This window comes from Streptomyces kanasensis, assembly GCF_043077165.1.
In the GTDB taxonomy this organism is placed as follows: domain Bacteria; phylum Actinomycetota; class Actinomycetes; order Streptomycetales; family Streptomycetaceae; genus Streptomyces; species Streptomyces changanensis.
On record NZ_JBIBSF010000009.1, the window covers coordinates 124,275 to 148,066 of the forward strand.

General features: G+C 75.5%; 23 protein-coding genes. 16 read left to right on the forward strand and 7 right to left on the reverse strand.

The features are described 5' to 3' along the window. Window positions 1–12 precede the first annotated feature (12 nt). Window positions 13–1,428, forward strand: a complete 1,416-nt coding sequence (locus tag ACF053_RS22300; protein ID WP_391955525.1) for an NAD(P)/FAD-dependent oxidoreductase — start codon at window positions 13–15, stop codon at window positions 1,426–1,428. Between the two features lie 30 nt (window positions 1,429–1,458). On the opposite strand, the gene ACF053_RS22305 is transcribed toward ACF053_RS22300, so the two are convergent. After that, a complete protein-coding gene (locus tag ACF053_RS22305; RefSeq protein ID WP_391955526.1) occupies window positions 1,459–2,649 on the reverse strand; it encodes a zinc-dependent alcohol dehydrogenase in 1,191 nt (396 codons plus the stop codon). A gap of 209 nt (window positions 2,650–2,858) precedes the next feature. On the opposite strand from ACF053_RS22305, the gene ACF053_RS22310 reads away from it, so the two are divergent. After that, window positions 2,859–3,596, forward strand: a complete 738-nt coding sequence (locus ACF053_RS22310) for a GntR family transcriptional regulator (RefSeq protein ID WP_391955527.1) — start codon at window positions 2,859–2,861, stop codon at window positions 3,594–3,596. A gap of 140 nt (window positions 3,597–3,736) precedes the next feature. Here the strand turns inward: ACF053_RS22310 and ACF053_RS22315 are convergent, their stop codons facing one another. Further along, on the reverse strand, window positions 3,737–4,606 hold the full coding sequence (locus ACF053_RS22315) for a uracil-DNA glycosylase (RefSeq protein WP_391955528.1): 870 nt from the start codon (window positions 4,604–4,606) through the stop codon (window positions 3,737–3,739). 51 nt (window positions 4,607–4,657) lie between these two features. Here ACF053_RS22315 and ACF053_RS22320 point away from each other — a divergent pair, with 51 nt between their 5' ends. After that, complete coding sequence (locus ACF053_RS22320; protein WP_391955529.1) at window positions 4,658–5,137, forward strand: NUDIX domain-containing protein; 480 nt, start codon at window positions 4,658–4,660, stop codon at window positions 5,135–5,137. 55 nt (window positions 5,138–5,192) lie between these two features. Then, the gene (locus ACF053_RS22325; protein WP_391955530.1) at window positions 5,193–5,471 is read left to right on the forward strand and encodes a hypothetical protein; all 279 of its coding nucleotides are present in this window, start codon (window positions 5,193–5,195) and stop codon (window positions 5,469–5,471) included. A 212-nt stretch (window positions 5,472–5,683) separates the two neighbouring features. Here ACF053_RS22325 and ACF053_RS22330 read toward each other — a convergent pair whose 3' ends face one another. Further along, window positions 5,684–7,657, reverse strand: coding sequence for an NAD-binding protein (locus tag ACF053_RS22330; RefSeq protein ID WP_391955741.1), 1,974 nt, complete (start codon window positions 7,655–7,657; stop codon window positions 5,684–5,686). 315 nt (window positions 7,658–7,972) lie between these two features. On the opposite strand from ACF053_RS22330, the gene ACF053_RS22335 reads away from it, so the two are divergent. The 7 genes from ACF053_RS22335 to ACF053_RS22365 all read left to right on the forward strand — a co-directional run bounded on the left by ACF053_RS22335 (window position 7,973) and on the right by ACF053_RS22365 (window position 14,043). Continuing rightward, window positions 7,973–8,806, forward strand: a complete 834-nt coding sequence (locus tag ACF053_RS22335; RefSeq protein ID WP_391955531.1) for an ABC transporter substrate-binding protein — start codon at window positions 7,973–7,975, stop codon at window positions 8,804–8,806. Continuing rightward, window positions 8,773–9,603: an amino acid ABC transporter permease gene (locus ACF053_RS22340; RefSeq protein WP_391955532.1), complete on the forward strand. Its 831-nt coding sequence runs from the start codon at window positions 8,773–8,775 to the stop codon at window positions 9,601–9,603. The genes ACF053_RS22335 and ACF053_RS22340 overlap by 34 nt, the downstream gene beginning before the upstream one ends. A gap of 11 nt (window positions 9,604–9,614) precedes the next feature. After that, entirely contained in the window at window positions 9,615–10,424 is an 810-nt protein-coding gene (locus ACF053_RS22345) for an amino acid ABC transporter ATP-binding protein (protein ID WP_391955742.1), read from the forward strand. 203 nt (window positions 10,425–10,627) lie between these two features. Continuing rightward, window positions 10,628–11,281, forward strand: coding sequence for a nucleotidyltransferase family protein (locus tag ACF053_RS22350; RefSeq protein WP_391955533.1), 654 nt, complete (start codon window positions 10,628–10,630; stop codon window positions 11,279–11,281). After that, a complete protein-coding gene (locus tag ACF053_RS22355) occupies window positions 11,278–11,532 on the forward strand; it encodes a hypothetical protein (RefSeq protein WP_391955534.1) in 255 nt (84 codons plus the stop codon). Before ACF053_RS22350 ends, ACF053_RS22355 begins: the two co-directional genes overlap by 4 nt. Beyond that, on the forward strand, window positions 11,529–12,326 hold the full coding sequence (locus ACF053_RS22360; RefSeq protein ID WP_391955535.1) for a metallophosphoesterase family protein: 798 nt from the start codon (window positions 11,529–11,531) through the stop codon (window positions 12,324–12,326). Before ACF053_RS22355 ends, ACF053_RS22360 begins: the two co-directional genes overlap by 4 nt. Before the next feature lie 55 nt (window positions 12,327–12,381). Continuing rightward, the gene (locus tag ACF053_RS22365; RefSeq protein WP_391955536.1) at window positions 12,382–14,043 is read left to right on the forward strand and encodes a catalase; all 1,662 of its coding nucleotides are present in this window, start codon (window positions 12,382–12,384) and stop codon (window positions 14,041–14,043) included. A gap of 84 nt (window positions 14,044–14,127) precedes the next feature. Here ACF053_RS22365 and ACF053_RS22370 read toward each other — a convergent pair whose 3' ends face one another. Further along, window positions 14,128–14,925: an SDR family oxidoreductase gene (locus tag ACF053_RS22370; protein WP_391955537.1), complete on the reverse strand. Its 798-nt coding sequence runs from the start codon at window positions 14,923–14,925 to the stop codon at window positions 14,128–14,130. A gap of 139 nt (window positions 14,926–15,064) precedes the next feature. Here ACF053_RS22370 and ACF053_RS22375 point away from each other — a divergent pair, with 139 nt between their 5' ends. Next, the gene (locus tag ACF053_RS22375; RefSeq protein ID WP_391955538.1) at window positions 15,065–16,309 is read left to right on the forward strand and encodes an FUSC family protein; all 1,245 of its coding nucleotides are present in this window, start codon (window positions 15,065–15,067) and stop codon (window positions 16,307–16,309) included. A gap of 208 nt (window positions 16,310–16,517) precedes the next feature. Here ACF053_RS22375 and gap read toward each other — a convergent pair whose 3' ends face one another. The 3 genes from gap to ACF053_RS22390 form a co-directional block, all read right to left on the reverse strand. Further along, window positions 16,518–17,516, reverse strand: a complete 999-nt coding sequence (gene gap, locus ACF053_RS22380; protein ID WP_391955539.1) for a type I glyceraldehyde-3-phosphate dehydrogenase — start codon at window positions 17,514–17,516, stop codon at window positions 16,518–16,520. Window positions 17,517–17,625: 109 nt separating this feature from the next. Then, window positions 17,626–18,582 carry a GlxA family transcriptional regulator gene (locus tag ACF053_RS22385; RefSeq protein ID WP_391955540.1) on the reverse strand — a complete coding sequence of 319 codons (957 nt, stop codon included), beginning with the start codon at window positions 18,580–18,582 and terminating at the stop codon, window positions 17,626–17,628. 269 nt (window positions 18,583–18,851) lie between these two features. Continuing rightward, window positions 18,852–19,265: an SRPBCC family protein gene (locus ACF053_RS22390; protein WP_391955541.1), complete on the reverse strand. Its 414-nt coding sequence runs from the start codon at window positions 19,263–19,265 to the stop codon at window positions 18,852–18,854. Window positions 19,266–19,667: 402 nt separating this feature from the next. On the opposite strand from ACF053_RS22390, the gene ACF053_RS22395 reads away from it, so the two are divergent. The 4 genes from ACF053_RS22395 (at window position 19,668) to ACF053_RS22410 (ending at window position 23,561) form a co-directional block, all read left to right on the forward strand. Continuing rightward, entirely contained in the window at window positions 19,668–20,687 is a 1,020-nt protein-coding gene (locus tag ACF053_RS22395; RefSeq protein ID WP_391955542.1) for a glycosyltransferase family 2 protein, read from the forward strand. Between the two features lie 317 nt (window positions 20,688–21,004). Then, the gene (locus tag ACF053_RS22400) at window positions 21,005–21,604 is read left to right on the forward strand and encodes a D-glycero-alpha-D-manno-heptose-1,7-bisphosphate 7-phosphatase (protein ID WP_391955543.1); all 600 of its coding nucleotides are present in this window, start codon (window positions 21,005–21,007) and stop codon (window positions 21,602–21,604) included. Beyond that, complete coding sequence (locus ACF053_RS22405) at window positions 21,601–22,611, forward strand: glycosyltransferase family 9 protein (protein ID WP_391955544.1); 1,011 nt, start codon at window positions 21,601–21,603, stop codon at window positions 22,609–22,611. Before ACF053_RS22400 ends, ACF053_RS22405 begins: the two co-directional genes overlap by 4 nt. Continuing rightward, a complete protein-coding gene (locus ACF053_RS22410; RefSeq protein ID WP_391955545.1) occupies window positions 22,608–23,561 on the forward strand; it encodes a glycosyltransferase family 9 protein in 954 nt (317 codons plus the stop codon). Before ACF053_RS22405 ends, ACF053_RS22410 begins: the two co-directional genes overlap by 4 nt. The last annotated feature ends 231 nt before the right edge of the window (window positions 23,562–23,792 follow it).

Consider the following 23,792-nt stretch of genomic DNA (forward strand, 5'->3'; position numbering starts at 1 on the left):
GAAGGGGCGGACATGGCCGACGAGTTGGGCAGCGGTCATCGGACGGCGCGCGGCACACGGCACGCGGTGGTGATCGGCGGCAGCGTCGCCGGGCTGCTGGCGGCCAGGGCGCTCGCCGACCACGCCGAACAGGTCACCGTCGTGGAGCGCGACCGCTTCCCGGCGGAGGCCGAACCGCGGCCCGGGGTGCCCCAGGGCCGACATCTGCACGTGCTCCTGGAAGGGGGCCGACGGGCGATCGAGCAGCTCCTGCCGGGCGTCGTGGACGAACTCGCCGCGGCCGGCGCGCCCCGCGTGGGGATGCCCTCGGACATGGTCCAGTGGCAGGCGGGCCGGTGGTACCGGCGCACGCCCGCGACCGTGCACATCCTCAGCGCGTCACGACCGCTGCTGGAACACGTGGTCCGGCGGCGCGTACTGGCCGACCCGAGGATCACCGCCGTGGAGGGCGCGGAGGCCGTCGGCCTCGCCGGGGACGCCACCCGGGTGCGCGGCGTCCTCGTGCGCGAGCGGGGCACGGGCCGCGAGGCGGAGCCCCGGACGATCGCCGCCGACCTCGTCGTGGACGCGTCCGGGCGGGGTTCGCGGGCCCCCCGGTGGCTGGCCGAGCTCGGCGCGGAGCCGCCCGGCGAGGAGGTGCTGGACACGGGCCTCGCGTACGCGACCCGGTTCTACCGCAACGACCGGCACGCCGACGACATGGACGCGCTGGGCTTCAACGTCATCCCCAACCCGCGGCAGACGTACGGCGGGGTGGCCCTGCCGGTCGAGGGCGATCGCTTCGTCGTCACGCTGTCCGGCCTGCGGGGCCAGGAGCCGCCGACGGACGGCGCGGCCTTCGAGGAGTTCGCCGGCCGGCTGCCCCATCCCCTGGTGCGCGACTGGCTGGCCAAGGCGGAACCGGTGTCCGCGGCGCACGGGTTCCGCGGGACCGCCAACGTCCGGCGCCGCTACGACCGGCCCGGCCGCCGCCCGGCGGGCTTCCTCGCCGTCGGCGACGCCCTGTGCACCTTCAACCCGGTCTACGGCCAGGGGATGGCGGTCGCGGCGCTGGCGGCGGTGGCCCTGCGCGACGCCCTCGCGGACCGGCGCCGCACCCCGACGACGCTGCGCGTGCAGCGGGCGCTGTTCGCGGCGTCCCGGCAGGCGTGGGACATCTCCGCGGGCGGGGACAGGAAGATGCCCGGTGTCACCGGGGGGACGGGTGCTGCCGGCCCGCTGGGCCGGGTCACCGACTGGTACATGCGCCGGGTGGTGGAGCGGGCGCCGCGCGTCCCGGAGGTGGGGCGGGCCTTCCGGTCGGTGGTGACGCTGACCGATCCGGCGACGGCGCTGTTCGCACCGGGCGTGGTGCGGGCGGTGCTCTTCGGGGCGGCACCGCGCGGCCCCGAGCAGCCGCCCCTGTGGCGTGACCGGGACGACTGCTGACCGGGGCGGGGGCGCCGACCGCCGACCCGGTCAGGGACGCATGACGACCTTGCTGACGCCGTCCTCCTTGCGCTGGAACATGCGGTACGCGTGCGGCGCGTCGGAGAGGGGCAGGTGGTGGGTGGCGAAGGTGTCCACGCCGAGCGGGTCGTCGTCGGTGAGCAGCGGCAGGATGTCGTCCACCCAGCGGCGGACGTTGGCCTGGCCCATCCGCAGCTGGACCTGCTTGTCGAAGAGGGTCAGCAGCGGCAGCGGGTCGGCGGCGCCGCCGTAGACGCCGCTGAGCGAGATGGTGCCGCCGCGGCGCACGAGCTCGATGGCCAGGTACAGCGCGGCGAGCCGGTCGGAGCCGGCCTTCTGGTGGAGGCGGGCCGCCCAGGCGCGCGGCAGCAGACCGGCCACCTGCTGCTGGGCCTTGGCGACCGGGCTGCCGTGGGCCTCGGTGCCGACGGCGTCGACGACGGCGTCGGGCCCCCGGCCGCCGGTGAGGTCCCGTACGGCCGCGACCAGTTCGTCCTGGTCGTCGAAGGCGGTGAGGTCCAGGGTGTCCACGCCGCGCGCCCGGGCCCTGCCGATCCGCTCGGGGACGAGGTCGATGCCGATGACCCGGTCGACGCCCTGGTGGAGGGCGATGCGGCAGCACATCTCGCCGATCGGGCCCAGCCCGAGGACGGCGAGGGAGCCGCCGGGCGGCACGTCGGCGTACCGGACGGCCTGCCAGGCGGTCGGGAGCACGTCGGAGAGGTAGAGGTAGCGGTCGTCGGACGGGCCCTCCGGCACCTTGATCGGGCCGAACTGGGCCTGCGGGACGCGCAGGTACTCGGCCTGGGCGCCCGGGACGGAGCCGTAGAGCCGCGAGTAGCCGAACAGCGCGGCGCCCATGCCCTCCCCGGTCACCTGGGTCGTCTCGCACTGGGTGGGCAGGCCGCGCACGCACATCCAGCAGCTGCCGCAGGCGATCTGGAACGGCACCACGACGCGGTCGCCGGGTCGGAGGTCCGGCACCTCGGGCCCGACCTCCTCGACGATGCCGATGGGTTCGTGACCGAGGACGTCGCCGGGCGTCATGAACGGGCCGAACACCTCGTACAGGTGGAGGTCGGAGCCGCACAGTCCGGTGGAGGTGACACGGATGACGGCGTCCGTGGGCTGCTCGATGCGCGGATCGGGGACGTCCTCGACCCGGACGTCGCGCTTTCCCTGCCAGGTCACGGCCCTCATGGCGCCGCCCTCCCTCCGTCGGGTCTCCCTTGCGGCATGCGCTGGCCCGGGTACCCGGGTGGTTCTCCGCGAATCCGTTTCGGCCAGAGTTCGGGCGGAGTGCCGGGGAATGCCAGGACCCCCCTTCCACATAGGTTTAGACCAATGATAGGGATGTGCTCACCGACACGGCTCATTCAGCTACGCTGAGCGAAATTTGAGGGTTGAACATGGCTGAACCCCACGCCTCCGCGGCGCTTCCGCTCTACCTCCAGGTCGCGGCGGCTCTCCGCGACGATCTCACCGGGCGACGCGTCGCCCCCGGCTCCCGACTGCCGTCGGAGCGCTCCCTGGTGGACCGCTTCCAGGTCAACCGCCAGACCGTGCGCAGCGCGCTGCGCCTGCTGCGGGACGAGGGACTCGTGGTCACCGACCGGCGCGGCACCTACGCGGCGGCCTCGGACGCGGCGGGCGGCGGCTCCGGCCCCGTCCTGGCACCCGGGCTGCTGGAGTTCCCCAGCGGCGGGAGCGGCCGCGACCGTCCCGCCGAGACGGCGCTGACCTGGGAGGAGCCCCCCGCGGAGACCGCCGGGCTGCTCGGGCTGCTGCCCGGCGAGTCCTCCCTGGTGCACCGGCAGCGGGTCTTCGGCGCCGACGGCTCCGTCGAACGGCACGCCGTCTCGCGCTTCTCCCGGTACGCGCTGGCGGAGGTGCCCGAACTCGGGCGCTACCGGCGGTCGGAGGCGCGGGTGGGGCGCCGTCCGGACCTCCGGCTGCTGTACCACTGGATGCACCGGGCCGGACTGCGGCTCACCCGCCGCGAGTCGATCGGCGTGCGGGCGCCCGCGGCGACGGCGTGCCTGACGGTCCACCGGGAGGTGCACGACCAGCACGGCCACGTGCTGGAGGTGACCGACATCCGGTTCGCTCCCGAATCGGCGCCGCTGACGTACGAGTTCACGGGCTGACGCCCGCCGCCCCGGCCGCCCGCCGGCCCGGCCCCGCCCCGGCCCGGAGACGGTCCCGCCCGGCCCGGAGACGGTCCCGGGGACCGTCAGGGTCCTACGGACCGTCAGGGTCCCGGTCACCGTCACGGCCTCGGAGACCGTCACGGGGCGAGGGGGAGGCCGGCCGTGCGCGCGGCGTCGCCCAGGACACCGGTCAACATCTCCGGCGTGAGCACTCCGGTGAAGGTGTTGCGCTGGCTGACGTGGTAGCAGCCGAACACCTCCAGGTCCGGCCCGCCGTCCCGGGCCGGCAACCGCACCCGGGCGCCGTGCGCGAAGCGCGGCCTCGGGCGCGGCACCACCCAGCCGCCCGCCGCGAGCGCCGGGAACACCGCCTGCCAGCCGAACGCCCCCAGCACGACGAGCGCCCGCACGGTGGGGCGCAGCAGCTCCAGCTCCCGGGCGAGCCACGGGCGGCAGGTGTCGCGCTCACCGGGCGTGGGCCGGTTCGCGGGCGGCGCGCAGTGGACGGGCGCGGTCACCCGCACGCCCGTCAGGCGCAGCCCGTCACCGCGGTGCGTCGCCTCCGCCTGACTGGCGAGGCCGAGGCGGTGCAGCGCGGCGTACAGCACGTCGCCCGAGCGGTCACCGGTGAACATGCGTCCCGTGCGGTTGCCACCGTGCGCGGCCGGGGCGAGGCCGACGACCAGCAGCGCGGCGTCGGCGGGGCCGTACCCCGGGACGGGGCGGGCCCAGTACTCCCACCCCGCGTAGGCGGGGCGCCCCTCCCTGCCCACCTGTTCGCGCCACGCGACCAGCCGCGGGCAGGCCCGGCACCGTGCCACCTCCCGGTCGAGGACGTCCAGCGACGCGGCCGCGTGCCCCGCACGGCCGGGGAACGCGGGATCGTCGGCGCCGGGGAGCCCGCCGGAGCCGGAGGGACCTTCGGTGGCCGGTGGACCGCCGGGGCCGGAAGGTTCGCGGGGGCCGTCCGTGGGGGTGTCGCCGCCTTCGGAGTGGTCGTGTCGCATACCGGACGACGGTAACGCGGCGCGGCGGGGAGCGGCGGGCAGACTGGCGCCATGGTCGTGAAGCGCAGCGCGGGTCTGCTGGTGTTCCGTACGTCCGGCGGCCGCCTGGAGGTGTTGCTCGCCCACATGGGCGGCCCCTACTGGGCGGCGCGGGAGGCGGGGGCCTGGACGGTGCCCAAGGGCGAGTACGGGGACGAGGAGACGGCGGAGGCCGCGGCGCGCCGGGAGTTCGCCGAGGAGTTGGGCCTCCCCGCGCCGGACGGGCCTCCGGTACCGCTCGGGGAGGCGCGCCAGGCCGGCGGCAAGGTCGTCACGGTGTGGGCCGTCGAGGGGGACCTGGACCCGGGGCTGGTGGTGCCGGGGACGTTCACCATGGAGTGGCCGCGCGGGTCGGGTGAGACGCGCGCGTTCCCGGAGGTCGACCGGGTGGCCTGGTGCACCGCCGAGGAGGCGGCCGAGCGGCTGGTGGCGGGTCAGCGGGTGTTCGTGGAGCGGCTGTCGGCGCACCTGCGCGAGCGCGACACGGCATGACTGTCAGTGCCGTGCGGGACAGTGGGGGCAGGGATCCGTCGACAGGGAGCGAGAGATGACCACCAGCCTCACGATGCGGGAGCGTGCCGCGGCGCAGGCCTACCTCCGTCTGGTGGAGACGGCGCGGGCGGTGCTGGCGGACCCGGGCCTCGCGCCCCTTGCCGGGGTGTACCTGTCGTCGCCCATGGCGGAGGCCGACGAGGCGCTGCGCCGGGCGGGCCTGGCGGGCAACGAGGCGCGGCTGCTGAGCCTCGTGGCGACCCTGCGCGGCTCGGACGCGGCACCGGAGCCGTCGCGGGACGGCGCCGGGCGCGGCCCGCGGGACACCGTCTAGACGGCCCCTGACGGTCCGGACGGCACCGGCGTGGTGCGTACGCACCACGCCGGACCGTACGCACCACGCCGGACCGTACGCACCACGCCGGACCGTACGCACCACGCCGGACCGTCCGGACCGCGGGGCGCCCGCCCGCCGCGCCCGTCCGCCGGGCACGGCCACGGGCGGCGGCCGGCAGCGATGGTCAGCGCCACCGGCTCCGCGACCGACTACGGGCGTCGACCCAGGAGTTCGGCGAGGCCGCGGCGGGTGGCGGCCAGGACCACCCGGTCCTCGGGGCGCAGTACGTAACCGGGGTGCAGGTCCCACACGAGGCCGGTCCGCCGGTCGCCGTCGTCGGCGTCCAGGGCCGTCAGGTCGGGGCGGCGCTCGCCCGGCGCGGTGGGGTCCAGGGCGATGACGCGCCAGGCACCCGGGCGGAACGCCTCGGCGACGGTGCGGCCGGCCAGTTCCGGGTGGCGCGCCGCGACCACGGCGGCGAAGAGCAGGACGCGCCGCTCCACCGGTATGGCGCCGAGGATCTGTCGGCCCATCATGGCCCCGGCGAAGGCGGGGGCCGCCAGGTGGGAGACGCTGCGGCTGCGGGTGAGGGCTTCCGGGTGGGCGGCGCGCAGGGTGCGGTAGACGGCGGTGGCGATGTCGTCGTCGTACAGGCGCAGCACCACCCGCAGGTCGGGTCGGACGGACCGGGCGTACAGCACGGCCTCCAGGTTGGTGACGTCGACGCTCGTCAGGGCGAGCAGCGAGCGCGCCCGGTGGACGCGGGCGGACTCCAGGACGCCGTCCTCGGTGACGTCGCCGAGCACGACCGGCACGCGCAGCCGCCGGGCCGTGGCGATGCCGCGGGCCTCGGGGTCGGACTCGACGCAGACGACGGGGATGCCGAGCTCCCGCAGCCTGGTCAGCACGCGGGTGCCGACCTTGCCGAGGCCGAGCAGCACGACGTGGCCCGAGAGGCCGCGCGGCGGACGGCGCAGCGAGGTGGCGGTGCGGAAGGTGCCCAGCGCCTCCAGGAGCGCGGCGACGAGGATCGGCAGCAGGAGCAGCCCGACGAAGCCGGCGAGCATCTGCAGGACCTGCCGTTCGGCGGGGGCCTCCAGGGCGGGGTCGCCGATGGCGAAGATGTCCAGCATCGTCAGGTAGGCGGCGTGCAGCGGGTGGTCGTCGGTGGTGAGCCAGGTCGCCACGGCGATGGCGGCGACGGCGCAGAAGAGGCCGGCGAGCGACCAGCGCAGACGGCGCGAGAAGAGCGAGCCGAACGGGACGGACGAGGTGGGCAGCCGGGTCGCGGGGAGGGTCGGTCCGGCGTAGGTGATCGCCTCCAGGACCACGCTGCCGCGCCCGGTGGCGGTGGCGGCCGCACGGTCGTCGGGAAGGAGGCGGGGGCCCTGGTCGCCGCTGCTGTCGGCGCCCTCGCTGCCCGCCGGGTCGCTGGCCGTGGAGGAGAGCAGGGCGAGGGTGCACAGGCCGGGGTCGGCCACCTCGCCCGGGGCGGGCGGGGTGCGTTCGACGGCGCGCAGCAGCAGCCCGCCGGCGTGGACGATCTTGCTGGTGCCGGCGACGGCGGTGGCGGCCAGGGCGGGGGCCGCGGTGTCCGCGTCCGACAGGACGGTGGTGGAGGCGTCCAGCACCTCCGGGTCGATGTCCGGGACGGCGACGGCCGCGGCCTGGTCGAGGAGCTGCTCCAGGTGCTGGCCGAGTCTGCGGTTGTACATGCGGATGACCAGGCGCAGGCGGGGGTTGAGGCGACGGGCGAGGAGCGCGGTGCGGATGTTGGTCTCGTCGTCCTCGTGGACCAGGGCGAGCGCGGCGGCGTGCTCGACACCCGCCGCGACGAGCGCCGCCTCGTCCGTCTCCCGGACGTGGACGGCCTCGACCGCCCGCCGGAGCCCCCGGCCGCCCAGCGTGTCGTACGGGGAGGCGGACGGTCCCGTGACCGGCGCCGTCCTGCCGCCGCCGCGCCCGGCCTGGCCCGTGCGGGGGTCGATCGCGCCGGGGGGTCGGGCCATCGCCGCGGAGACCCGGCCGAACAGGGCGAAGGGACCGCGGCCCGTGCCGCCGTCGGGGTGCCGCGGGGCCGCCTCGCGGCGGCCGGCCACGACGAGGGTCACCCGCTCGCGGTAGACGTCGTTCAGCTCGTCGGCGAGACGGTCGGCGAGCGCGTCGTCGCCGCAGACGACCATGTGGCCGCGGTCGGCGGGGTCCGGGAACTGAGGGGGTATCGGAAACACGGTCCCAGCATGGCGCCGCCCCTCCGGGCCCTGTCCACGGGGGTGCCGCCGGAGGTGACGGTGATCACGGCGGGCGGGGTCCGGCCGACGGCGGACGGGGCCCCGCCGGGTCCCCCCGGGCCGTGCGTCGACCGGATGGATCACCCGGCCGGAACCGGACGGTGGAATCGGGCGATCTCCGCCATGTCGTGACGTTCGTGGCATACGATCGCCGCCGGCGGCTCCCCCCGAGCGTCCGCCGCCCCACGCCGCTCCTGGAGGTCAACCGTGTCGACGACTGCCGGCCGCAAGAGCCCCCGCTTCCGCGCCGCCCTCGCCGCCGTCCCGGCGGCGCTGCTGCTCACCGCCGGCTGTTCGTCCGACGGCGAGGGGCCCGGCGAGGCCGCGGGCGGCGTCCCCGTGGTGGAGAAGGGCAGGCTGACCACCTGCACGCACCTGCCGTACCCGCCGTTCCAGTTCGAACGGGACGGGAAGGTCGTCGGGTTCGACGTGGCGCTGGTCGACCTGGTGGCGCAGGACCTCGGCGTCGAACAGAAGATCCTGGACACGCCGTTCGAGAACTTCAAGACGGGGGCGTTCCTGAACTCCGGCGAGTGCGACCTGGCGGCCGCCGGCATGACCATCACCGACGAGCGCAAGAAGAACGTCGACTTCTCCGTGCCGTACTTCGACGCCACCCAGGCCGTCCTGGCGTCGAAGCGGAGCGGTGTGCGGACGCTCGCGGAGATCAAGGCGCGCAAGCTGCGGCTGGGCGCGCAGGCCGAGACGACCGGCGAGAGCTACGCCAAGAGCCAGGGATTCGATCCGGTCGCCTTCGAGAGTTCGGACGCCGTCCTCAACGGGCTGCGGACCGGGCAGGTCGACGCGGTCGTCATCGACTACCCCGTCGTGCAGGGGTGGCTGAAGGACAAGGCGAACGCCGCCGCGTTCGTCCTCGGTGAGAACGTCGACACCGGCGAGCGGTACGGCTTCTCGGTGAAGAAGGGCAACGACCGGCTGCGCGCCGCGATCGACAAGGCGATCACGGACGCGAAGGCCGACGGCACGTACGACAAGCTGTACGAGGAGTGGATCGGCCCGCTGCCCGAGGCGCGCCGGTGACCTCCCGGCTGACCAGGCGCCAGCGGCGCCGGGTGTCACAGGGCCTGCAGTACGCGCTCTTCGTCGCCGTCGTGGTGGCCGTCGCCCTGCAGGCCGACTGGGGGCGGCTGCAGAACCAGTTCGCGCAGGAGGACCTGGCGCGGCAGCTGTTCCCCGAGATCATCACCACGGCGCTGCGCAACACGGTCGTCTACACGGTCTCCGGGTTCGTCTTCGGCCTGGTGCTGGGGCTGCTGGTGGCGTTGATGCGGCTGTCGTCGGTCGCGCCGTACCGGTGGCTCGCCACGGTGTACATCGAGCTCTTCCGCGGCCTGCCGGCGCTGCTGATCTTCATCTTCGTCGGGGTCGCCGTGCCACTGGCGTTCCCCGGCACGGCGATCCCCGGCGGGACGTACGGCAAGGTCGCCCTGGGACTGGGGCTGGTCGCCGCCGCGTACATGGCGGAGACGATCCGCGCGGGCATCCAGGCGGTGCCCCGGGGACAGATGGAGGCCGCGCGGTCGCTCGGCTTCTCCCACGCGCGGGCGATGGTCTCGGTGATCATCCCGCAGGCGTTCCGCATCGTCATCCCCCCGCTGACGAACGAGTTGGTGCTGCTCTTCAAGGACTCGTCCCTGGTGCTGTTCCTCGGGGTCACCCTGACGGAACGGGAGCTGACCAAGTTCGGGCGGGACCTGGCCAGCCAGACGGCGAACTCCACGCCGATCCTCGTCGCGGGCCTGTGCTACCTGCTCGTGACGGTTCCGCTGAGCCTCGTGGTGCGCCGCCTCGAGGCGCGTACCAGGAAGGCCGGGTGACGGGGGTGACCATGGAGGGGACGGACGCGGGCGGGCGGGCCGAGATCGAGGTCCGGGGCCTGCGCAAGGCCTTCGGCGACACCGAGGTGCTGCGGGGGATCGACCTGGAGGTGGCGCGGGGCGAGGTGGTGTGCGTCATCGGACCGTCCGGGTCGGGCAAGTCGACCCTCCTGCGGTGCGTGAACCTGCTGGAGGAGCCGACGGCGGGGCGGGTCTTCGTCGGCGGCACGGAGGTCACCGACCCCGACGTCGACATCGACGCGGTGCGGCGCCGGATCGGGATGGTCTTCCAGCAGTTCAACCTCTTCCCGCACCTGACGGCGGAGGAGAACCTGGTCCTGCCGCAGCGCCGGGTGCTGCGGCGGGACAGGGCCGAGGCCGTGCGGGTCGCGCGGGCGAACCTGGAGCGGGTCGGGCTGGCCGGGAAGGCCGGCGCCCACCCGGCGCAGCTGTCGGGCGGGCAGCAGCAGCGGGTGGCCATCGCACGGGCGCTGGCGATGGACCCGGAGGTCATGCTGTTCGACGAGCCGACCTCCGCCCTCGACCCCGAGCTGGTCGGCGACGTGCTCGCCGTGATGCGGGGGCTCGCCCGGGACGGCATGACGATGATGGTCGTCACCCACGAGATGAGCTTCGCCCGCGAGGTCGCCGACCGCGTGGTGTTCATGGACGCCGGGCGCGTGGTGGAGGAGGGTCCGGCCCAGCAGGTCGTGGGCGCGCCCCGGGAGGCCCGGACGCGGGACTTCCTCCTGCGCGTCCTGGACCCGGCCGCCGCCGCCCCGCCGGGGCCGGACCCGGATCAGGCCGACGGGACCGCGTGACGGCCGTCTCCCCCGAGACCGCGCCCGGGCCCGCGGGACCGGGAGCGTGACCGGCGGGGACACGGCGGAGTACGACCCGTCGCACCGGCGGGGCCCGGGGGTCCGTCCGCCGTGCGGGTGAGTGATCGCGGGGCGGGCAGCATACGCCGGGCCGGGGCGGGGTACCCGATCGCCCTCCCAGTCCGACGAAGGGGGCGGAGACCGTGAAGGACCGCGCAGACGAGGCCGCGTACCTGGCCGTGGCACCGACGCCCGGCGAATTGGCGAGCGGGGCGCCCCTGCCCCTGCCGCCGGACCGCACGCAGTCCATCCTGGAGGCGACGAAGCAGGTCGCGGGGCTGCTCAAGGCCGGGGGGCACCGCTTCGCGCTCGCCGGCAGCGTCGCCGCGTACGGGCACGGGGTGCCCGCCAGGTTCCAGCACGACACCGACTTCGCCATCCTGCGGGAGGACGAGGAGACCGTCACGCGGGAGCTGGAGAACGCGGGCATCAAGGTGCGCAAGCCGCCGGAGGACTGGCTGATCAAGGCCACCTGCCGCGGCGAGGAGATCGACCTGATCTTCGAGCTGGCCCGGCACCCGGTCACCGTGGAGATGCTGGAGCGGGCGGAGGTCCTGCCGGTCGACTCGGTGCACATGCCGGTGCTGGCGCCGACCGACCTCATGGCCAGCCAGCTCGCGGCCTTCTCCGAGCACCACTGCGACTTCGGGTCGGTCCTGCCGATCGCCCGGGTCCTGCGGGAGAAGATCGACTGGGACCTGCTGCGCCGGGAGAACGAGGGCGCCCCGATGCCGGAGGCGTTCCTCTTCCTGCTGGAGCGGCTGAACGTGATCGAGCGGAGGGAGGCATCCGCATGAGCGGTGCCGACACGGCCGAGTACCGCATCGCCCACCTGCGGGACCGGCTGGCGAGCGACGACATCGCGGAGCTGGGCGTGAGGATCGAGCAGCGCGGCGCGGGCGTCATGCTGTACGGGACGGTCTCCAGTGACGCCTGTCGCCGCGAGGTCCTGCGGATCGCCCGGGAGGAACTCGCCGGGTTGCCGCTCCACGAGGACCTGATGGTGGCCTGCTCGGACGCCCCGACGCACCCCGAGGAGCTCTCATGATCAGGGTGGCCGCGGTCGGTGACATCCACTTGTCCCCCGAGAGCGCCGGTGCCCTGCGGCCGGCGTTCGAGACGCTCGGCGACTGCGCCGACCTGCTGCTGCTCGCCGGGGACCTGACCCGGCACGGCACGGTCGAGGAGGCCCGGGTCGTGGCGGGCGAGGTCGCCGGGCTCCCGGTGCCCGTGGTGGCGGTCCTGGGCAACCACGACTACCAGAGCGACCTGGAGGACGAGGTGACCGGTCTCCTGGAGGAGGCCGGGGTGATCGTCCTGGAGGGCGGCGGCACGGTCGTGCAGGTCGACGGGACGCGCGTGGGGATCGCCGGTACGAAGGGGTTCGGCGGTGGGTTCGCCGGACGCAGCGGCGGGGAGTTCGGCGAACCGGAGATGAAGTCCTTCATCCGGTACACCCGGCGGTGCGCGGACGAGCTGGGCGCGTCGCTGCGGCGGCTGGAGGACGACGGCTGCGCCGTGCGGATCGCGCTGACGCACTACTCCCCCGTGCCGGACACACTGGCCGGCGAGCCGCTGGAGATCTACCCGTTCCTCGGCAGCTACCTGCTGGCGGAGGCCGTCGACGACGCCGGCGCGGACCTGGCCGTGCACGGCCACGCGCACATGGGCTCCGAGCACGGCATGACCGGTGGCGGCGTCCGGGTGCGCAACGTCGCGCAGCCGGTGCTCGGGCGGGCCTTCGCCGTGTACCACCTGCCCGTGCCCGAGCCCGCCGTGTCGGTGGCCGGAAGCGGTGCGACGGAGGGGGCCGGGGCCGGTCGGGGCGGCCCGGCCCGTTAGGTCCGCGCTCGGGGTGGGTAACGGGGGTACTGCGACATTTCGGATTATTCCGACAGTGCAGTACCCCCGAGAGGAGCCGGACATCGTGACGGACGACAGCCGGAAGGTGCTCACCAACCGCCAGGGGCACCCGGTCCACGACAACCAGAACCAGCGCACGGTCGGGGCCCGGGGCCCGGCCACGCTGGAGAACTACCAGTTCCTGGAGAAGATCAGCCACTTCGACCGGGAGCGCATCCCGGAGCGCGTCGTCCACGCCCGCGGCGTCACCGCCTACGGGTACTTCGAGGCCTACGGGTCGTGGGGCGACGAGCCGATCAGCCGCTACACCCGGGCGAAGCTGTTCCAGGAGCGCGGCAAGCGCACCGACCTGGCCGTGCGGTTCTCGACCGTGATCGGCGGCCGTGACTCCTCGGAGGCCGCCCGCGACCCGCGCGGCTTCGCCGTGAAGTTCTACACCGAGGACGGCAACTGGGACCTGGTCGGCAACAACCTGGGCGTGTTCTTCATCCGGGACGCGATCAAGTTCCCGGACGTGATCCACGCGCTCAAGCCGGACCCGGTCACCTTCGAGCAGCAGCCGCGGCGGATCTTCGACTTCATGTCCCAGACGCCGGAGAGCATGCACATGCTCGTCAACCTCTTCAGCCCGCGCGGCATCCCGTCGGACTACCGCCACATGCAGGGCTTCGGCGTGAACACCTACAAGTGGGTGAACGCCGAGGGCGGGACGGTGCTGGTGAAGTACCACTGGATGCCGAAGCAGGGCGTCCGCAGCATGACCGAGGAGGACGCCGCGAACGTCCAGGCGCAGGGACTCGGCCACGCCACGAAGGACCTGTACGAGGCGGTCGCGCGCGGCGAGTACCCCGAGTGGGAGCTGCTCGTGCAGATCATGTCGGACGACGAGCACCCGGAGCTGGACTTCGACCCGCTGGACGACACCAAGACCTGGCCCGAGCAGGAGTTCCCGCCGAAGCCGGTGGGACGCATGGTGCTCGACCGCATGCCGGAGAACTTCTTCGCGGAGAACGAGCAGATCTCCTTCGGGACGGGCGTGCTCGTCGACGGCCTGGACTTCTCGGACGACAAGATGTTGGTCGGCCGGACCTTCTCCTACAGCGACACCCAGCGGTACCGGGTGGGCCCGAACTACCTCCAGCTCCCGGTGAACCAGGCCAACAACGCTCAGGTGCGCACCAACCAGCGCGACGGCCAGATGGCGTACCACGTGGACGGCGCCGGGGAGAACCCGATCGTCAACTACGAGCCGTCCGTGACGGGCGGCCTGAGGGAGGCGGACCACCCGGGCCACGACGAGCAGGGCCCCGAGATCCACGGCCGGCTCACCCGGCAGCGGATCCCGCGCACCAACGACTACCTGCAGGCGGGGCAGCGCTTCCGGCTGCTGGAGGACTGGGAGCGGGACGACCTGGTGCACAACTTCGTCACCCTGCTGAAGGAGTGCGACCGCCCGGTGCAGGAGCGCATGGTGTGGCACTTCCTGCTGGTCGAGAACGAGCTGGGGCTGCGGGTCGGTGAGGGCATCGGCATCTCCCCGCAGGACGTGGCGGGGCTGGAGCCGCTGCCGCACCAGAACCTCACCGACGAGGACCGCAAGCGGCTCGCCAACCTCGGGAACAACCCCCCGCGGGACGTGTCCGGGCTGACGATGACCCACTGCGTGCCGGACGAGAGGTTCGTCGTCACGCGGTGACGCGCGTGCGGTACGGCCCACCCCCCGGTGTCCCGGGGGGTGGGCCGCGTCGTCCGGGGTCCGGGGCCGGGGGTGCCGGACGGGTCAGGGGCGGCGCCAGGCGTCGCCCTCCAGGTGGGAACCGGCCATTGGGCCCATGCGGAGCATGCCGCCGTCGACGGCCCACGACGCGCCGGTGACGTAGGAGGACTCCTCCCCCGCCAGGAAGGCGATCACCGCGGCCACCTCGCGGGCGTCCCCCGGGCGGCCGACCGGGATGCCCGGCCGGCGCTCCCGGTGCACGTCCCGGTCCTCCTGGCCGGTCATCGGCGTGGCGATCTCGCCGGGCGCGACGGCGTTGACGGTGATGCCGTGCTCGGCCAGCTCCAGGGCCATGACCTGGGTGAGCAGTCCCAGCCCGCCCTTCGCCGCGCAGTACGGGGCGGCGCCGACGCGCGGCTGGTGCTCGTGCACCGACGTGACGTTCACGATCCGTCCGCCGCCGCCCTGCGCGATCATGCGGCGGGCGGCGAGCCGGCCGCAGAGGAAGGGGCCGATCAGGTCGACGTCGACCACCTCCCGCACGGTCTCGTAGTCGATGTCGAGGAAGGGCGTGGCGGTGCCGGTGCCCGCGTTGTTCACGAGGACGTCGATCCGGCCGAGCTCCTCGGCCAGGTCGTCGACGGCCCCGGCGGCCCCGGGCAGGTCCGTGAGGTCCATGCGCGCCACGGCGGCGCGGCGGCCGTGTGACCGCACCTCCTCCGCGGTGCGCTCCCCGCCCTCCCGGTCGGTGTGCCAGGTGATGCCGACGTCCATGCCGTCCCGGGCGAGCCGGACGGCGGTGGCCCGGCCGATCCCGGAGTCGGCGCCGGTGACGACGGCGACGCGCGTGCCTTGGTTCATGTGGCGGCCGGTACCACGCCCGGTCGACGGTAAACACGCCGTGGTACGAGTGGCAGACGTGACAGGAGTGACAGTCATACACACGAATTAACCGAAGTGACACGAGTGACAGGTCGACACGAGAGGGCAGGGGAACGGGATGCCGGACGTATCGACAGCCCCCGTGTTCAAACTCGTGCGACGGACCAGGGAACCCGTCGCCGCGCAGACGCTCCGCTCGACGGTGGCCGCCGTCATCTCCTACGTGGTGGCCCTCATGGTGCTGCCCGCGCAACCCGCTCCCCTGACGGCCCCGCTGACGGCGCTCCTCGTGGTGCAGGTGACGCTCTACGCCACGCTCACGACCGGGATCCGCCGGGTGAACTCGGTCGTCGCCGGTGTGGTCGTCGCGATCGGGTTCAGCGCGCTCGTCGGCCTCACCTGGTGGAGCCTCGGCCTGACCATCTTCGCGGCCCTGATCGTGGGTCACCTGGTGCGGGTGAGCGAGTTCGTGCCCGAGGTGGCCATCAGCGCGATGCTGGTGCTCGGGGTCACCCAGGTGGGCTCCGCCGCCTGGCACCGGATCCTGGAGACCCTCATCGGCGCCGGGGTGGGGCTGCTGTTCAACCTGCTGCTCGCCCCGCCCGTGTGGGTGCAGCCCGCCGGGGCGTCCATCGAGGGCCTGGCCGACGACATAGGGCGGATGCTGCGGGCCATGGGGGACGACGTCGCCGGGCTCGGGCACGTGCCGGTCGCGCACGCGGCGGCCCGGCTGCACGAGGCGCGCCGCCTCGACCACGCCATCGTCGAGGTGGACGCGTCGCTGCAGCAGGCGGAGGAGAGCCTCCTGCTCAACCCGCGGGTGCGGCAGGGACTGCTCGCGCGGGTCGTGCTGCGGACCGGTCTGGACACCCTGGAGATCTGCGCCGTGGTGCTGCGCGTGCTGTCGCGCACGATGACGGACCTCGCGAAGTTCCGTACGGACGAGTCGCTGTTCCCCGACGACGTGGCCGCGCTGCTGCGCGAGCTGTTCGGGCACATGGCGCGGGCCGTGGAGAGCTTCGCCCGGTTGACGACCACCCAGGTCGCCGCCAACGCCGAGGAGGCGGAGACCCGGTTGACCGAGGCACTCGCCGCGGGGCGCGCCGTACGGGACCGGGTCGCCGACCTGCTCCTGGAGGACGTGCAGGAGCACCCCCGCCAGTGGCAGCTGCACGGTGCGCTGCTCAGCGAGGTCGACCGCATCCTGGACGAGCTGGACGTCGACAAGCGCGGTGAGCGGTTGATGCAGGAGCTCGACCGCAGGTCGGCCGAGCTCGGTGAGCGCCACCCCCGCCTGGCGGCGCTGGCCGCCCGGCTGCGGGGCACCGGCTCGGCGCCCTCGCGGCCCAGCGTGGAGACCTGACGCGAGGGCGCCGTGGACCCGGGCCCGCGTCGGCGGGGGCGCCGATCGCCGCCGGGAGCGGGCGCTTGCGGCACCCCACGGAGGCCGGGCGGGGCCGCTTCCGCGACCGGGCGCTCCGGTCGGCCGGTCGGCCCGGCCGACCGGAGCGCCCGCGGGGGAAGTACCGCCGGCGCGGTCGCCGGAGGCGGGACACCGCCCCGGCGTCCGGTCAGCGGGTGGCGAGGAACTCCAGCGTGTCGATCACGCGGTTCGAGAAGCCCCACTCGTTGTCGTACCACGCGACCACCTTGACGTGGCGGCCGTCGACGCGGGTGAGGGCCGAGTCGAAGATCGACGAGGCGGGGTTGCCCACGATGTCGGAGGAGACGAGCGGGTCCTCGGAGTACTCGAGGATGCCGGCGAGCGGCCCCTCCGCAGCGGCACGGTAGGCCGCCAGCACGTCGTCGCGCGTCACGTCGCGGGCGACGGTCGTGTTGAGCTCGACGATCGAGCCCACGGGCACCGGCACGCGGATCGAGTCGCCCGCCAGCTTCCCGTCGAGGTTCGGCAGCACCAGGCCGATCGCCTTGGCGGCGCCGGTCGTGGTCGGCACGATGTTGACGCCGGCGGCCCGGGCGCGACGGGCGTCGCGGTGCGGACCGTCCTGCAGGTTCTGCTCCTGCGTGTAGGCGTGCACCGTCGTCATGAATCCGTGCTCGATGCCGGCGAGTTCGTCGAGGACCGCGGCCAGCGGCGCGAGCGCGTTGGTGGTGCAGGAGGCGTTCGAGACGATCGTGTGCACGGCCGGGTCGTAGGCGTCGGTGTTGACCCCGAAGGCGAGCGTGACGTCGGCGCCGTCCGAGGGCGCGCTGACGAGCACCTTCTTCGCGCCCGCGTCGAGGTGCGCCCGGGCGGCCTCGGCCGAGGTGAAGCGGCCGGTGGCCTCCAGGACGACGTCGACGCCGAGCTCGGCCCACGGCAGCTGTGCCGGCTCGCGCTCGGCCAGCACCCTGATCCGGCGGCCGTCGACGACGAGGGCGTCCCCGTCGACGGTCACCGGCCGCCCGAGCCGGCCGGCGGTGCTGTCGTAGGCGAGCAGCCGGGCGAGGGTGGCGGGCTCCGTCAGGTCGTTGACGGCGACGACCTCCAGGGCGCTGTCGCGCTCCAGCAGTGCGCGCAGCACGTTGCGTCCGATGCGGCCGAACCCGTTGATGGCGATGCGAGTCATGAGTGGTAGTCCCTTCCTTCCCCACCAGCCTCGCCCGCGGCCGGCCGCGCGGACAGTGGCGGGATCGCCACGGTTCGAAAGCATCGCGCCATACGGTGCCGGGCGGGTGTCACTCGCCCCGGGTGAAGGTGCGCCGGTACTCGCCCGGTGTGGTGCCGAGGATGCGCTGGAAGTGCTGGCGCAGGTTGGCGCCGGTGCCGAGCCCGGTGTCGGCGGCGATCTGCTCGACGCTGCGCTGCGAGCGCTCGAGCAGTTCGCGGGCCAGGTCGACGCGGGCGCGCATCACCCACTGCATCGGCGTGTAGCCGGTCTCCTCGACGAAGCGCCGGGAGAACGTGCGCGGCGAGACCCCCGCCTGCCGGGCCAGCACGTCGAGGGTGAGGGGCTCGCCGAGTCGGTGCAGCGCCCACTCGCGGGTGGCGGCGAACCGCTCGCCGAGCGGTTCGGGGACGCTGCGCGGCACGTACTGGGCCTGGCCGCCGCTGCGGTAGGGGGCCGCGACCAGACGCCGGGCCGCGTGGTTGGACGCGGCCACTCCGAGGTCGCCGCGCAGGATGTGCAGGCACAGGTCGATGCCGGAGGCCGCACCGGCCGAGGTGAGCACACTGCCCTCGTCGACGAACAGCACGTTCTCGTCGACCCGGACGAGCGGATGCCGGGCCGCGAGTGCCCGCGTGTAGTGCCAGTGCGTCGTGGCGCGCCTGCCGTCGAGCAGGCCCGTGGCGGCGAGCGCGAAGGCGCCCGTCGAGATGGCGGCGAGCCGCGCGCCCCGGTCGTGGGCGGCGATCAGTGCCTCGACGACGGCCCGCGGCGGATCGTCGCGGTCCGGGAACCGGTAGCCGGGCACGAAGACGATGTCGGCCCACGCGAGCGCGTCGAGGCCGTGGGCGACGTCGTACGCGAGGCCGTCGCCGCCGGCCACGGGGCCCGGTGTCGCCCCGCACACCCGCACCTCGTACGGCATGCTCGCGCGGGTCGTGAAGACCTGCGCGGGGATTCCGACGTCGAGCGGTTTCGCACCCTCGAGCACGAGGACGGCGACGCGGTGCAGACGGGGTGCGGGCACAGGAAGAGGTTACGTGGGGCGTGACCGCGCCCCGCCCACCGCGCGGTCCGGACGACCGGGCGGTCCGGACGATCGGGAGCTCCTGACCGGGGCGGTCCGCAGGAGCAGGCGGACGGCCGACCGGCCGGGTCGTGTGCCCTGCCACGGTCCACGTCGCGGTCCGCCGCCCTCGCCCCGTCGCCCGCCCCGGCCGATCCGGCACCGGAGCACGCCGTGGGACCGGTACGCGGGGCGGGGCCGCCGGCGGGCGTGCCGGTGCGCGGGCGCCGTCAGCCCCCGGGGGTGTCGATCCGCAGCCGGACGAGCTCGGCGAGGCTGCTGAGACTGCCCTCCAGGGCCTCGTTCACCTGCTCTTCGCCGGGGTCGTGGGACCCGTCGAAGAACGACAGGTGCACGGTGACCTCGCTGGCGCCGCTGTCGATGCCGGCGACCTGGAGCCAGCCGGCGTAGGACCCCTGCTCGCGGGTGCCCCACTCCAGCCGCATCTGCTCCTTGCGCGGACGCAGCAGCGCGGGGGTGTCCTCGTCGGTGCGGTCCTCGTGGACCGTGACCGCGGGCGGGTCACCGGCCCGGACGTGGAGGTCCCCCGGCAGCCACTCGTCCAGCCGGCTGACGTCGGCGGCCTGGTCGAAGACCTGCTCGGGCGGGGCGGGCATGGTGCGGGAGCGTTCGTATTCGGTCATCCCTCCACAGTTCCTCGACACGGCCAAGTCATGCCGGGAGGGGGAGAACGGGACGGCGGGAACCGGACGCCGCGAGGGGGGGGCGGGGTGACGGGGCGGCGGCTGCCGGGACCGGAAAGGGAGAAGCCCCGGCTGGACGGGGGAACCAGCCGGGGCAGCTCACGCGGGATGTGAAGGGCTCCTTCACCACCGCATAGATGAACGATAAACCATTGCCGTCCGATGGAGCCAATCGGCCGAAACCGCCCCGTCGAGGCCCCACCACTTCCCCGCACCGACGGCACCCGGGCGGCACGGATCGGCATGGACCGCCCTGCGGAACCGCATGATCCATGCATAAGGTGACCGAAACGGGCATTTCCCCGCCCTCATGTCCGGCCCAGGATCGGGAGGCGCCGCCCCATGAGCTCTCCGCCCGCCCCGTACGCCGTGGTCGTCCCCACCATCGGGCGGCCCTGCCTCGCCGAATGCCTCCGGGCCCTCGCGGCCGGGGAGGGTCCCGCGCCGGCCCGCGTCGTCCTGGTCGACGACCGGCCGGGCGAGCCGCCGCCCGGGGAATGCCCCGCCCCCCTTCCCCTCGACGCCCTCGGCCCGCTCGCCGACCGGGCGGTCGCGCTGCGCAGCGGCGGCCGCGGTCCCGCGGCGGCCCGCAACACCGGGCTGCGGGCGGTGCAGGAGCCCTGGACGGTCCTCCTCGACGACGACGTGCGCGTCGGCCCCGCCTGGCGGGCCGAGCTCGCCCGCGACCTCGCCGGGGCGGACCCGGGCACCGGCGGCGTCCAGGGCGTCCTGCGCGTCCCGCTCCCCGACGGGCGGCCCCCCACCGACTGGGAGCGCAACACCGCCGGTCTGGAGCGCGCGCTGTGGGCGACCGCCGACATGGCGTACCGCACGGAGGCGTTGCGCGCCGTGGGCGGCTTCGACGAGCGGTTCCCGCGCGCCTTCCGCGAGGACGCGGACCTCGCCCTGCGGCTGATCGACGCCGGCTGGACCATCCGGCGCGGCACCCGGCGCACCGAGCACCCGGTACGGCCCGCCGACCGGTGGGTCTCCCTGCGGGTGCAGCGGGGCAACGCCGACGACGCGCTCATGGCGCGGCTGCACGGCCCCGACTGGTGGGAGCGCGCCGCGGCCCCGCGCGGCCGGATCCGGCGGCACGCGGCGATCACCACGGCGGGCGCGCTCGCCGTGGTGCTGGCGGCCGGCGGGCGGCGCACGGCGGCCGCCTGCGCGGCGGGCGCCTGGCTGCTCGGCACGGCAGAGTTCGCCCGCGCCCGCATCGCCCCGGGACCGCGCACCCGCGACGAGGTGGTCACCATGGCCCTGACCAGCGCCGCGATCCCCGTCCTTGCCACCTGGCACCGGCTGGCGGGCGAGGTGCGGCACCGCTCGGCCGGGTGCTGGAACGGCGGCGGCGCGTGAGCGGGCCGGGCCCCGGCCCCGGGGCGGCGGACGGCCGCCTCGCCGAGGGACGTGCGGGCCGCGCCCCGGCGGGGAGGGACCTCGCCGGACCGGGAGCCGGTCGCGGCGCCGGAGCGCGTACGGGCACCGCCGGGGCGGAGGTCGGTCGCGGCGCCGGAGTTCGTGCGGGCACCGCCAGGGCGGGGGCCGGACTCGCCGACGCCGCCGGGACGCGCGCGAACCTCACCGGATGGGGTGCCGCCCGCGGCGCCGGAGCGAATGCGGGCACCCCTGGGGCGGGGGCGGGTGGTGGCGGGGGCGGTGTCGGGTGGCGTGCGGTGGACGCGCGGACCGCGCGGGCCGGTGGGGGCGGCGCGCAGGAGCGCGGGGGCGGCGGGTTGCCCGCCGCGGTGCTCTTCGACCGCGACGACACGCTGGTCGTGGACGTGCCCTACAACGGCGACCCCGAGCGCGTGCGGCTCATGCCGGGCGCGCGCGCGGCTGTGCGGCTGCTGCGGGCCCGGGGCGTACCCGTGGGTGTGGTGTCCAACCAGTCCGGGATCGGCCGCGGGCTGCTCACGGAGGCGCAGGTGCGGGAGGTGAACGCCCGCGTCGACGCCCTGCTGGGCCGCCCCCTGGACGTGTGGGTGCACTGCCCGCACGTGCCGGAGGACGGCTGCGCGTGCCGCAAGCCCGCCCCGGGCCTCGTCCTTCGGGCGGCGCGCGCGCTGGGCGTGGCGGCGGAGCGGTGCGTCGTGATCGGCGACATCGGTGCGGACATGGGGGCCGCGCGCGCCGCGGGCGCCCGGGGCGTGCTGGTCCCGACGACGCGGACGCTGCCCGCCGAGGTGGCCGAGGCGCCGGACGTCTGCCGGGACCTGCTCGGCGCGGTCCGGCACGTGCTCGGGCACCCCTCGACCGTCCGGAGGCCCCTATGAGGGCGCTCGTCGTCCGGCTGGACAGCTTCGGCGACGTCCTCCTCGCCGGTCCCGCCGTCCGCGCGGTCGCGCACCGGTCGGAGCGGGTGGCGATGTTGTGCGGCCCGCAGGGGGCCCCGGCGGCGCGGCTGCTGCCGGGCGTCGCCGAGGTGCTGGTGTGGCAGGCGCCCTGGGTCGGGTTCGACCCGCCCGCCGTGGACCGGAGGGACGTCGGCCGGCTCGTGGACCGGGTGGCCGCCGGCCGGTTCGACGCGGCGCTGGTCCTCACGTCGTTCCACCAGAGCCCGCTGCCCGCGGCGCTGCTGCTGCGCATGGCGGGCGTCGCGCACATCGCCGCGGACAGCGTCGACGCGCCCGGATCGCTGCTGGACGTGCGCCACCGGCGGGCGCCGCACGCGCACGAGGCGGAGGCGGCGCTCGCCCTCGCCGAGGCGGCCGGCCACCCCCGCCCGCCGGGCGACGACGGGCGGCTGCGGGTGCGGCACGCCCCGGCCGCACCGGAGCTGACGGGCCCCGGCCCCTACGTCGTGGTGCACCCGGGCGCGAGCGTCCCCGCGCGCAGGTGGAGCCCCGAACGGTGCGCGCAGGCGGTCCGGCTGCTCGCCGTGGCCGGCCACCGGGTCGTGGTCACGGGCGGCCCCGACGAACGGGAGCTGACCGCGTACGTCGCCGGCGCCCACGGCGTGGACCTGGGCGGCCGCACCCGCCCACCGGAGCTCGCCGCGGTGCTGGCGGGGGCGGGCGCGGTGGTCACGGGGAACACCGGCCCGGCCCATCTCGCGGCGGCCGTCGAGACCCCCGTCGTGTCGCTCTTCTCGCCGGTCGTCCCGGCCGGGCGCTGGGGCCCCTACGGCGTGCCGCACGTCCTCCTCGGCGACCAGGGCGCGCCCTGTGCCGGGACCCGCGCGCGCGTGTGCCCGGTCCCGGGCCACCCCTGCCTCGACGGGGTGACGGCGGAGGACGTGGTCGCGGCGGTGGACAAGCTGCTGGAGACGGGGGCGGCGTGAGGCCCCGCGTCCTGGTGCTGCGCGCGCTGGGGCTCGGCGACCTGCTGGCCGGGGTGCCCGCGCTGCGCGCCGTGCGGCGGGGCTTCCCCGGGCACGAGGTGGTCCTCGCGGCGCCGGAGGCGCTGGGCGACGTGGTGGCGGCCGTCGACGCCGTGGACACGCTGCTGCCCGCCTCGGCGCCCGGGCGGGCCGTGCCCGTGCGTCTGCCGTGGTCCGGCCCGCCGCCGGAGGTCGCCGTCGACCTGCACGGCAAGGGGCCCTCCAGCCACCTGCTGCTGGAGCGGACGCGGGCGGGCCGGCTGCTGGCCTTCGCCCACCCCGGGACCCCGCACGTCGTGGGCCCGAGGTGGACGGCGGACGAACACGAGCGGCACCGCTGGTGCCGCTTGCTGGCGTGGTACGGCGCCCCCGCGGACCCCTGCGACCTCCGGCTGCCGCCCCCGGAGGGCCCGTCCCCGGCGCCCGGGGCGGTCGTCGTGCACCCGGGCGCGGCCGCGGCCGCGCGGCGGTGGCCGCCGGAGCGGTACACGGCCGTCGTACGGGAGCTGCGGCGGCGCGGTCACCGCGTCGTGCTGACCGGCGGGCCCGGGGAGGACGCGCTGCTCGCGCGGATCGCCGGCGCCGCCGGCCTGGACGGCGCGGACGTGCTGGCGGGCGGGCTGCCCTTCCGGCGGCTCGCCGCGCTGTGCGCCGGGGCGGCCGTCGTGGTCAGCGGGGACACCGGCGTCGCCCATGTCGCGGTGGCGTACGGCGCGCCGTCGGTGACCCTCTTCGGTCCGGTGCCGCCGTACCTGTGGGGGCCCCCGCCGGACCCGCGGCACGCGGTGCTCTGGCGCCCGGGGCCGCCCGGTGACCCGCACGCCCGCCGGCCGGACCCGGGGCTGCTGCGCATCGGGCCGGACGAGGTCCTCGGCGCCGCGCTGGCCCGCCTGGACGGGCTCCCGACGTGACGCCGGGCCCGCGCCCGAGCCCCGAACACCGGTGCTTCACCACGTCGGCGTCCACGGCACCCCCGTGGGGCCGGGCCCCCGCGCCGTCGCCTCCGCCCGCCTGCCCCCCCCCCCCCCCGCGGCCGGCTCGTGCGGCGGCCGGCCGCCGCGGAGACCAGGGGCCGCGGGCCGGGCCGGGCCGGGCCGCCGCCCGCTGACCTGCGCGGCCGCGGCCCGCACGCCATCGTGAGC

What these genes read in the sequence shown, in the direction of transcription:
- ACF053_RS22375 (WP_391955538.1), top strand. Translation starts at nt 15,065, where the DNA reads ATGCCGGACGTATCGACAGCCCCCGTGTTCAAACTCGTGCGACGGACC.
- ACF053_RS22360 (WP_391955535.1), top strand. Translation starts at nt 11,529, where the DNA reads ATGATCAGGGTGGCCGCGGTCGGTGACATCCACTTGTCCCCCGAGAGC.
- ACF053_RS22320 (WP_391955529.1), top strand. Translation starts at nt 4,658, where the DNA reads ATGGTCGTGAAGCGCAGCGCGGGTCTGCTGGTGTTCCGTACGTCCGGC.
- ACF053_RS22300 (WP_391955525.1), top strand. Translation starts at nt 13, where the DNA reads ATGGCCGACGAGTTGGGCAGCGGTCATCGGACGGCGCGCGGCACACGG.
- ACF053_RS22325 (WP_391955530.1), top strand. Translation starts at nt 5,193, where the DNA reads ATGACCACCAGCCTCACGATGCGGGAGCGTGCCGCGGCGCAGGCCTAC.
- ACF053_RS22310 (WP_391955527.1), top strand. Translation starts at nt 2,859, where the DNA reads ATGGCTGAACCCCACGCCTCCGCGGCGCTTCCGCTCTACCTCCAGGTC.
- ACF053_RS22370 (WP_391955537.1), bottom strand. Translation starts at nt 14,925, where the DNA reads ATGAACCAAGGCACGCGCGTCGCCGTCGTCACCGGCGCCGACTCCGGG.
- ACF053_RS22355 (WP_391955534.1), top strand. Translation starts at nt 11,278, where the DNA reads ATGAGCGGTGCCGACACGGCCGAGTACCGCATCGCCCACCTGCGGGAC.
- ACF053_RS22305 (WP_391955526.1), bottom strand. Translation starts at nt 2,649, where the DNA reads ATGAGGGCCGTGACCTGGCAGGGAAAGCGCGACGTCCGGGTCGAGGAC.
- gap (WP_391955539.1), bottom strand. Translation starts at nt 17,516, where the DNA reads ATGACTCGCATCGCCATCAACGGGTTCGGCCGCATCGGACGCAACGTG.
- ACF053_RS22390 (WP_391955541.1), bottom strand. Translation starts at nt 19,265, where the DNA reads ATGACCGAATACGAACGCTCCCGCACCATGCCCGCCCCGCCCGAGCAG.
- ACF053_RS22345 (WP_391955742.1), top strand. Translation starts at nt 9,615, where the DNA reads ATGGAGGGGACGGACGCGGGCGGGCGGGCCGAGATCGAGGTCCGGGGC.
- ACF053_RS22395 (WP_391955542.1), top strand. Translation starts at nt 19,668, where the DNA reads ATGAGCTCTCCGCCCGCCCCGTACGCCGTGGTCGTCCCCACCATCGGG.
- ACF053_RS22330 (WP_391955741.1), bottom strand. Translation starts at nt 7,657, where the DNA reads ATGGTCGTCTGCGGCGACGACGCGCTCGCCGACCGTCTCGCCGACGAG.
- ACF053_RS22315 (WP_391955528.1), bottom strand. Translation starts at nt 4,606, where the DNA reads ATGCGACACGACCACTCCGAAGGCGGCGACACCCCCACGGACGGCCCC.
- ACF053_RS22405 (WP_391955544.1), top strand. Translation starts at nt 21,601, where the DNA reads ATGAGGGCGCTCGTCGTCCGGCTGGACAGCTTCGGCGACGTCCTCCTC.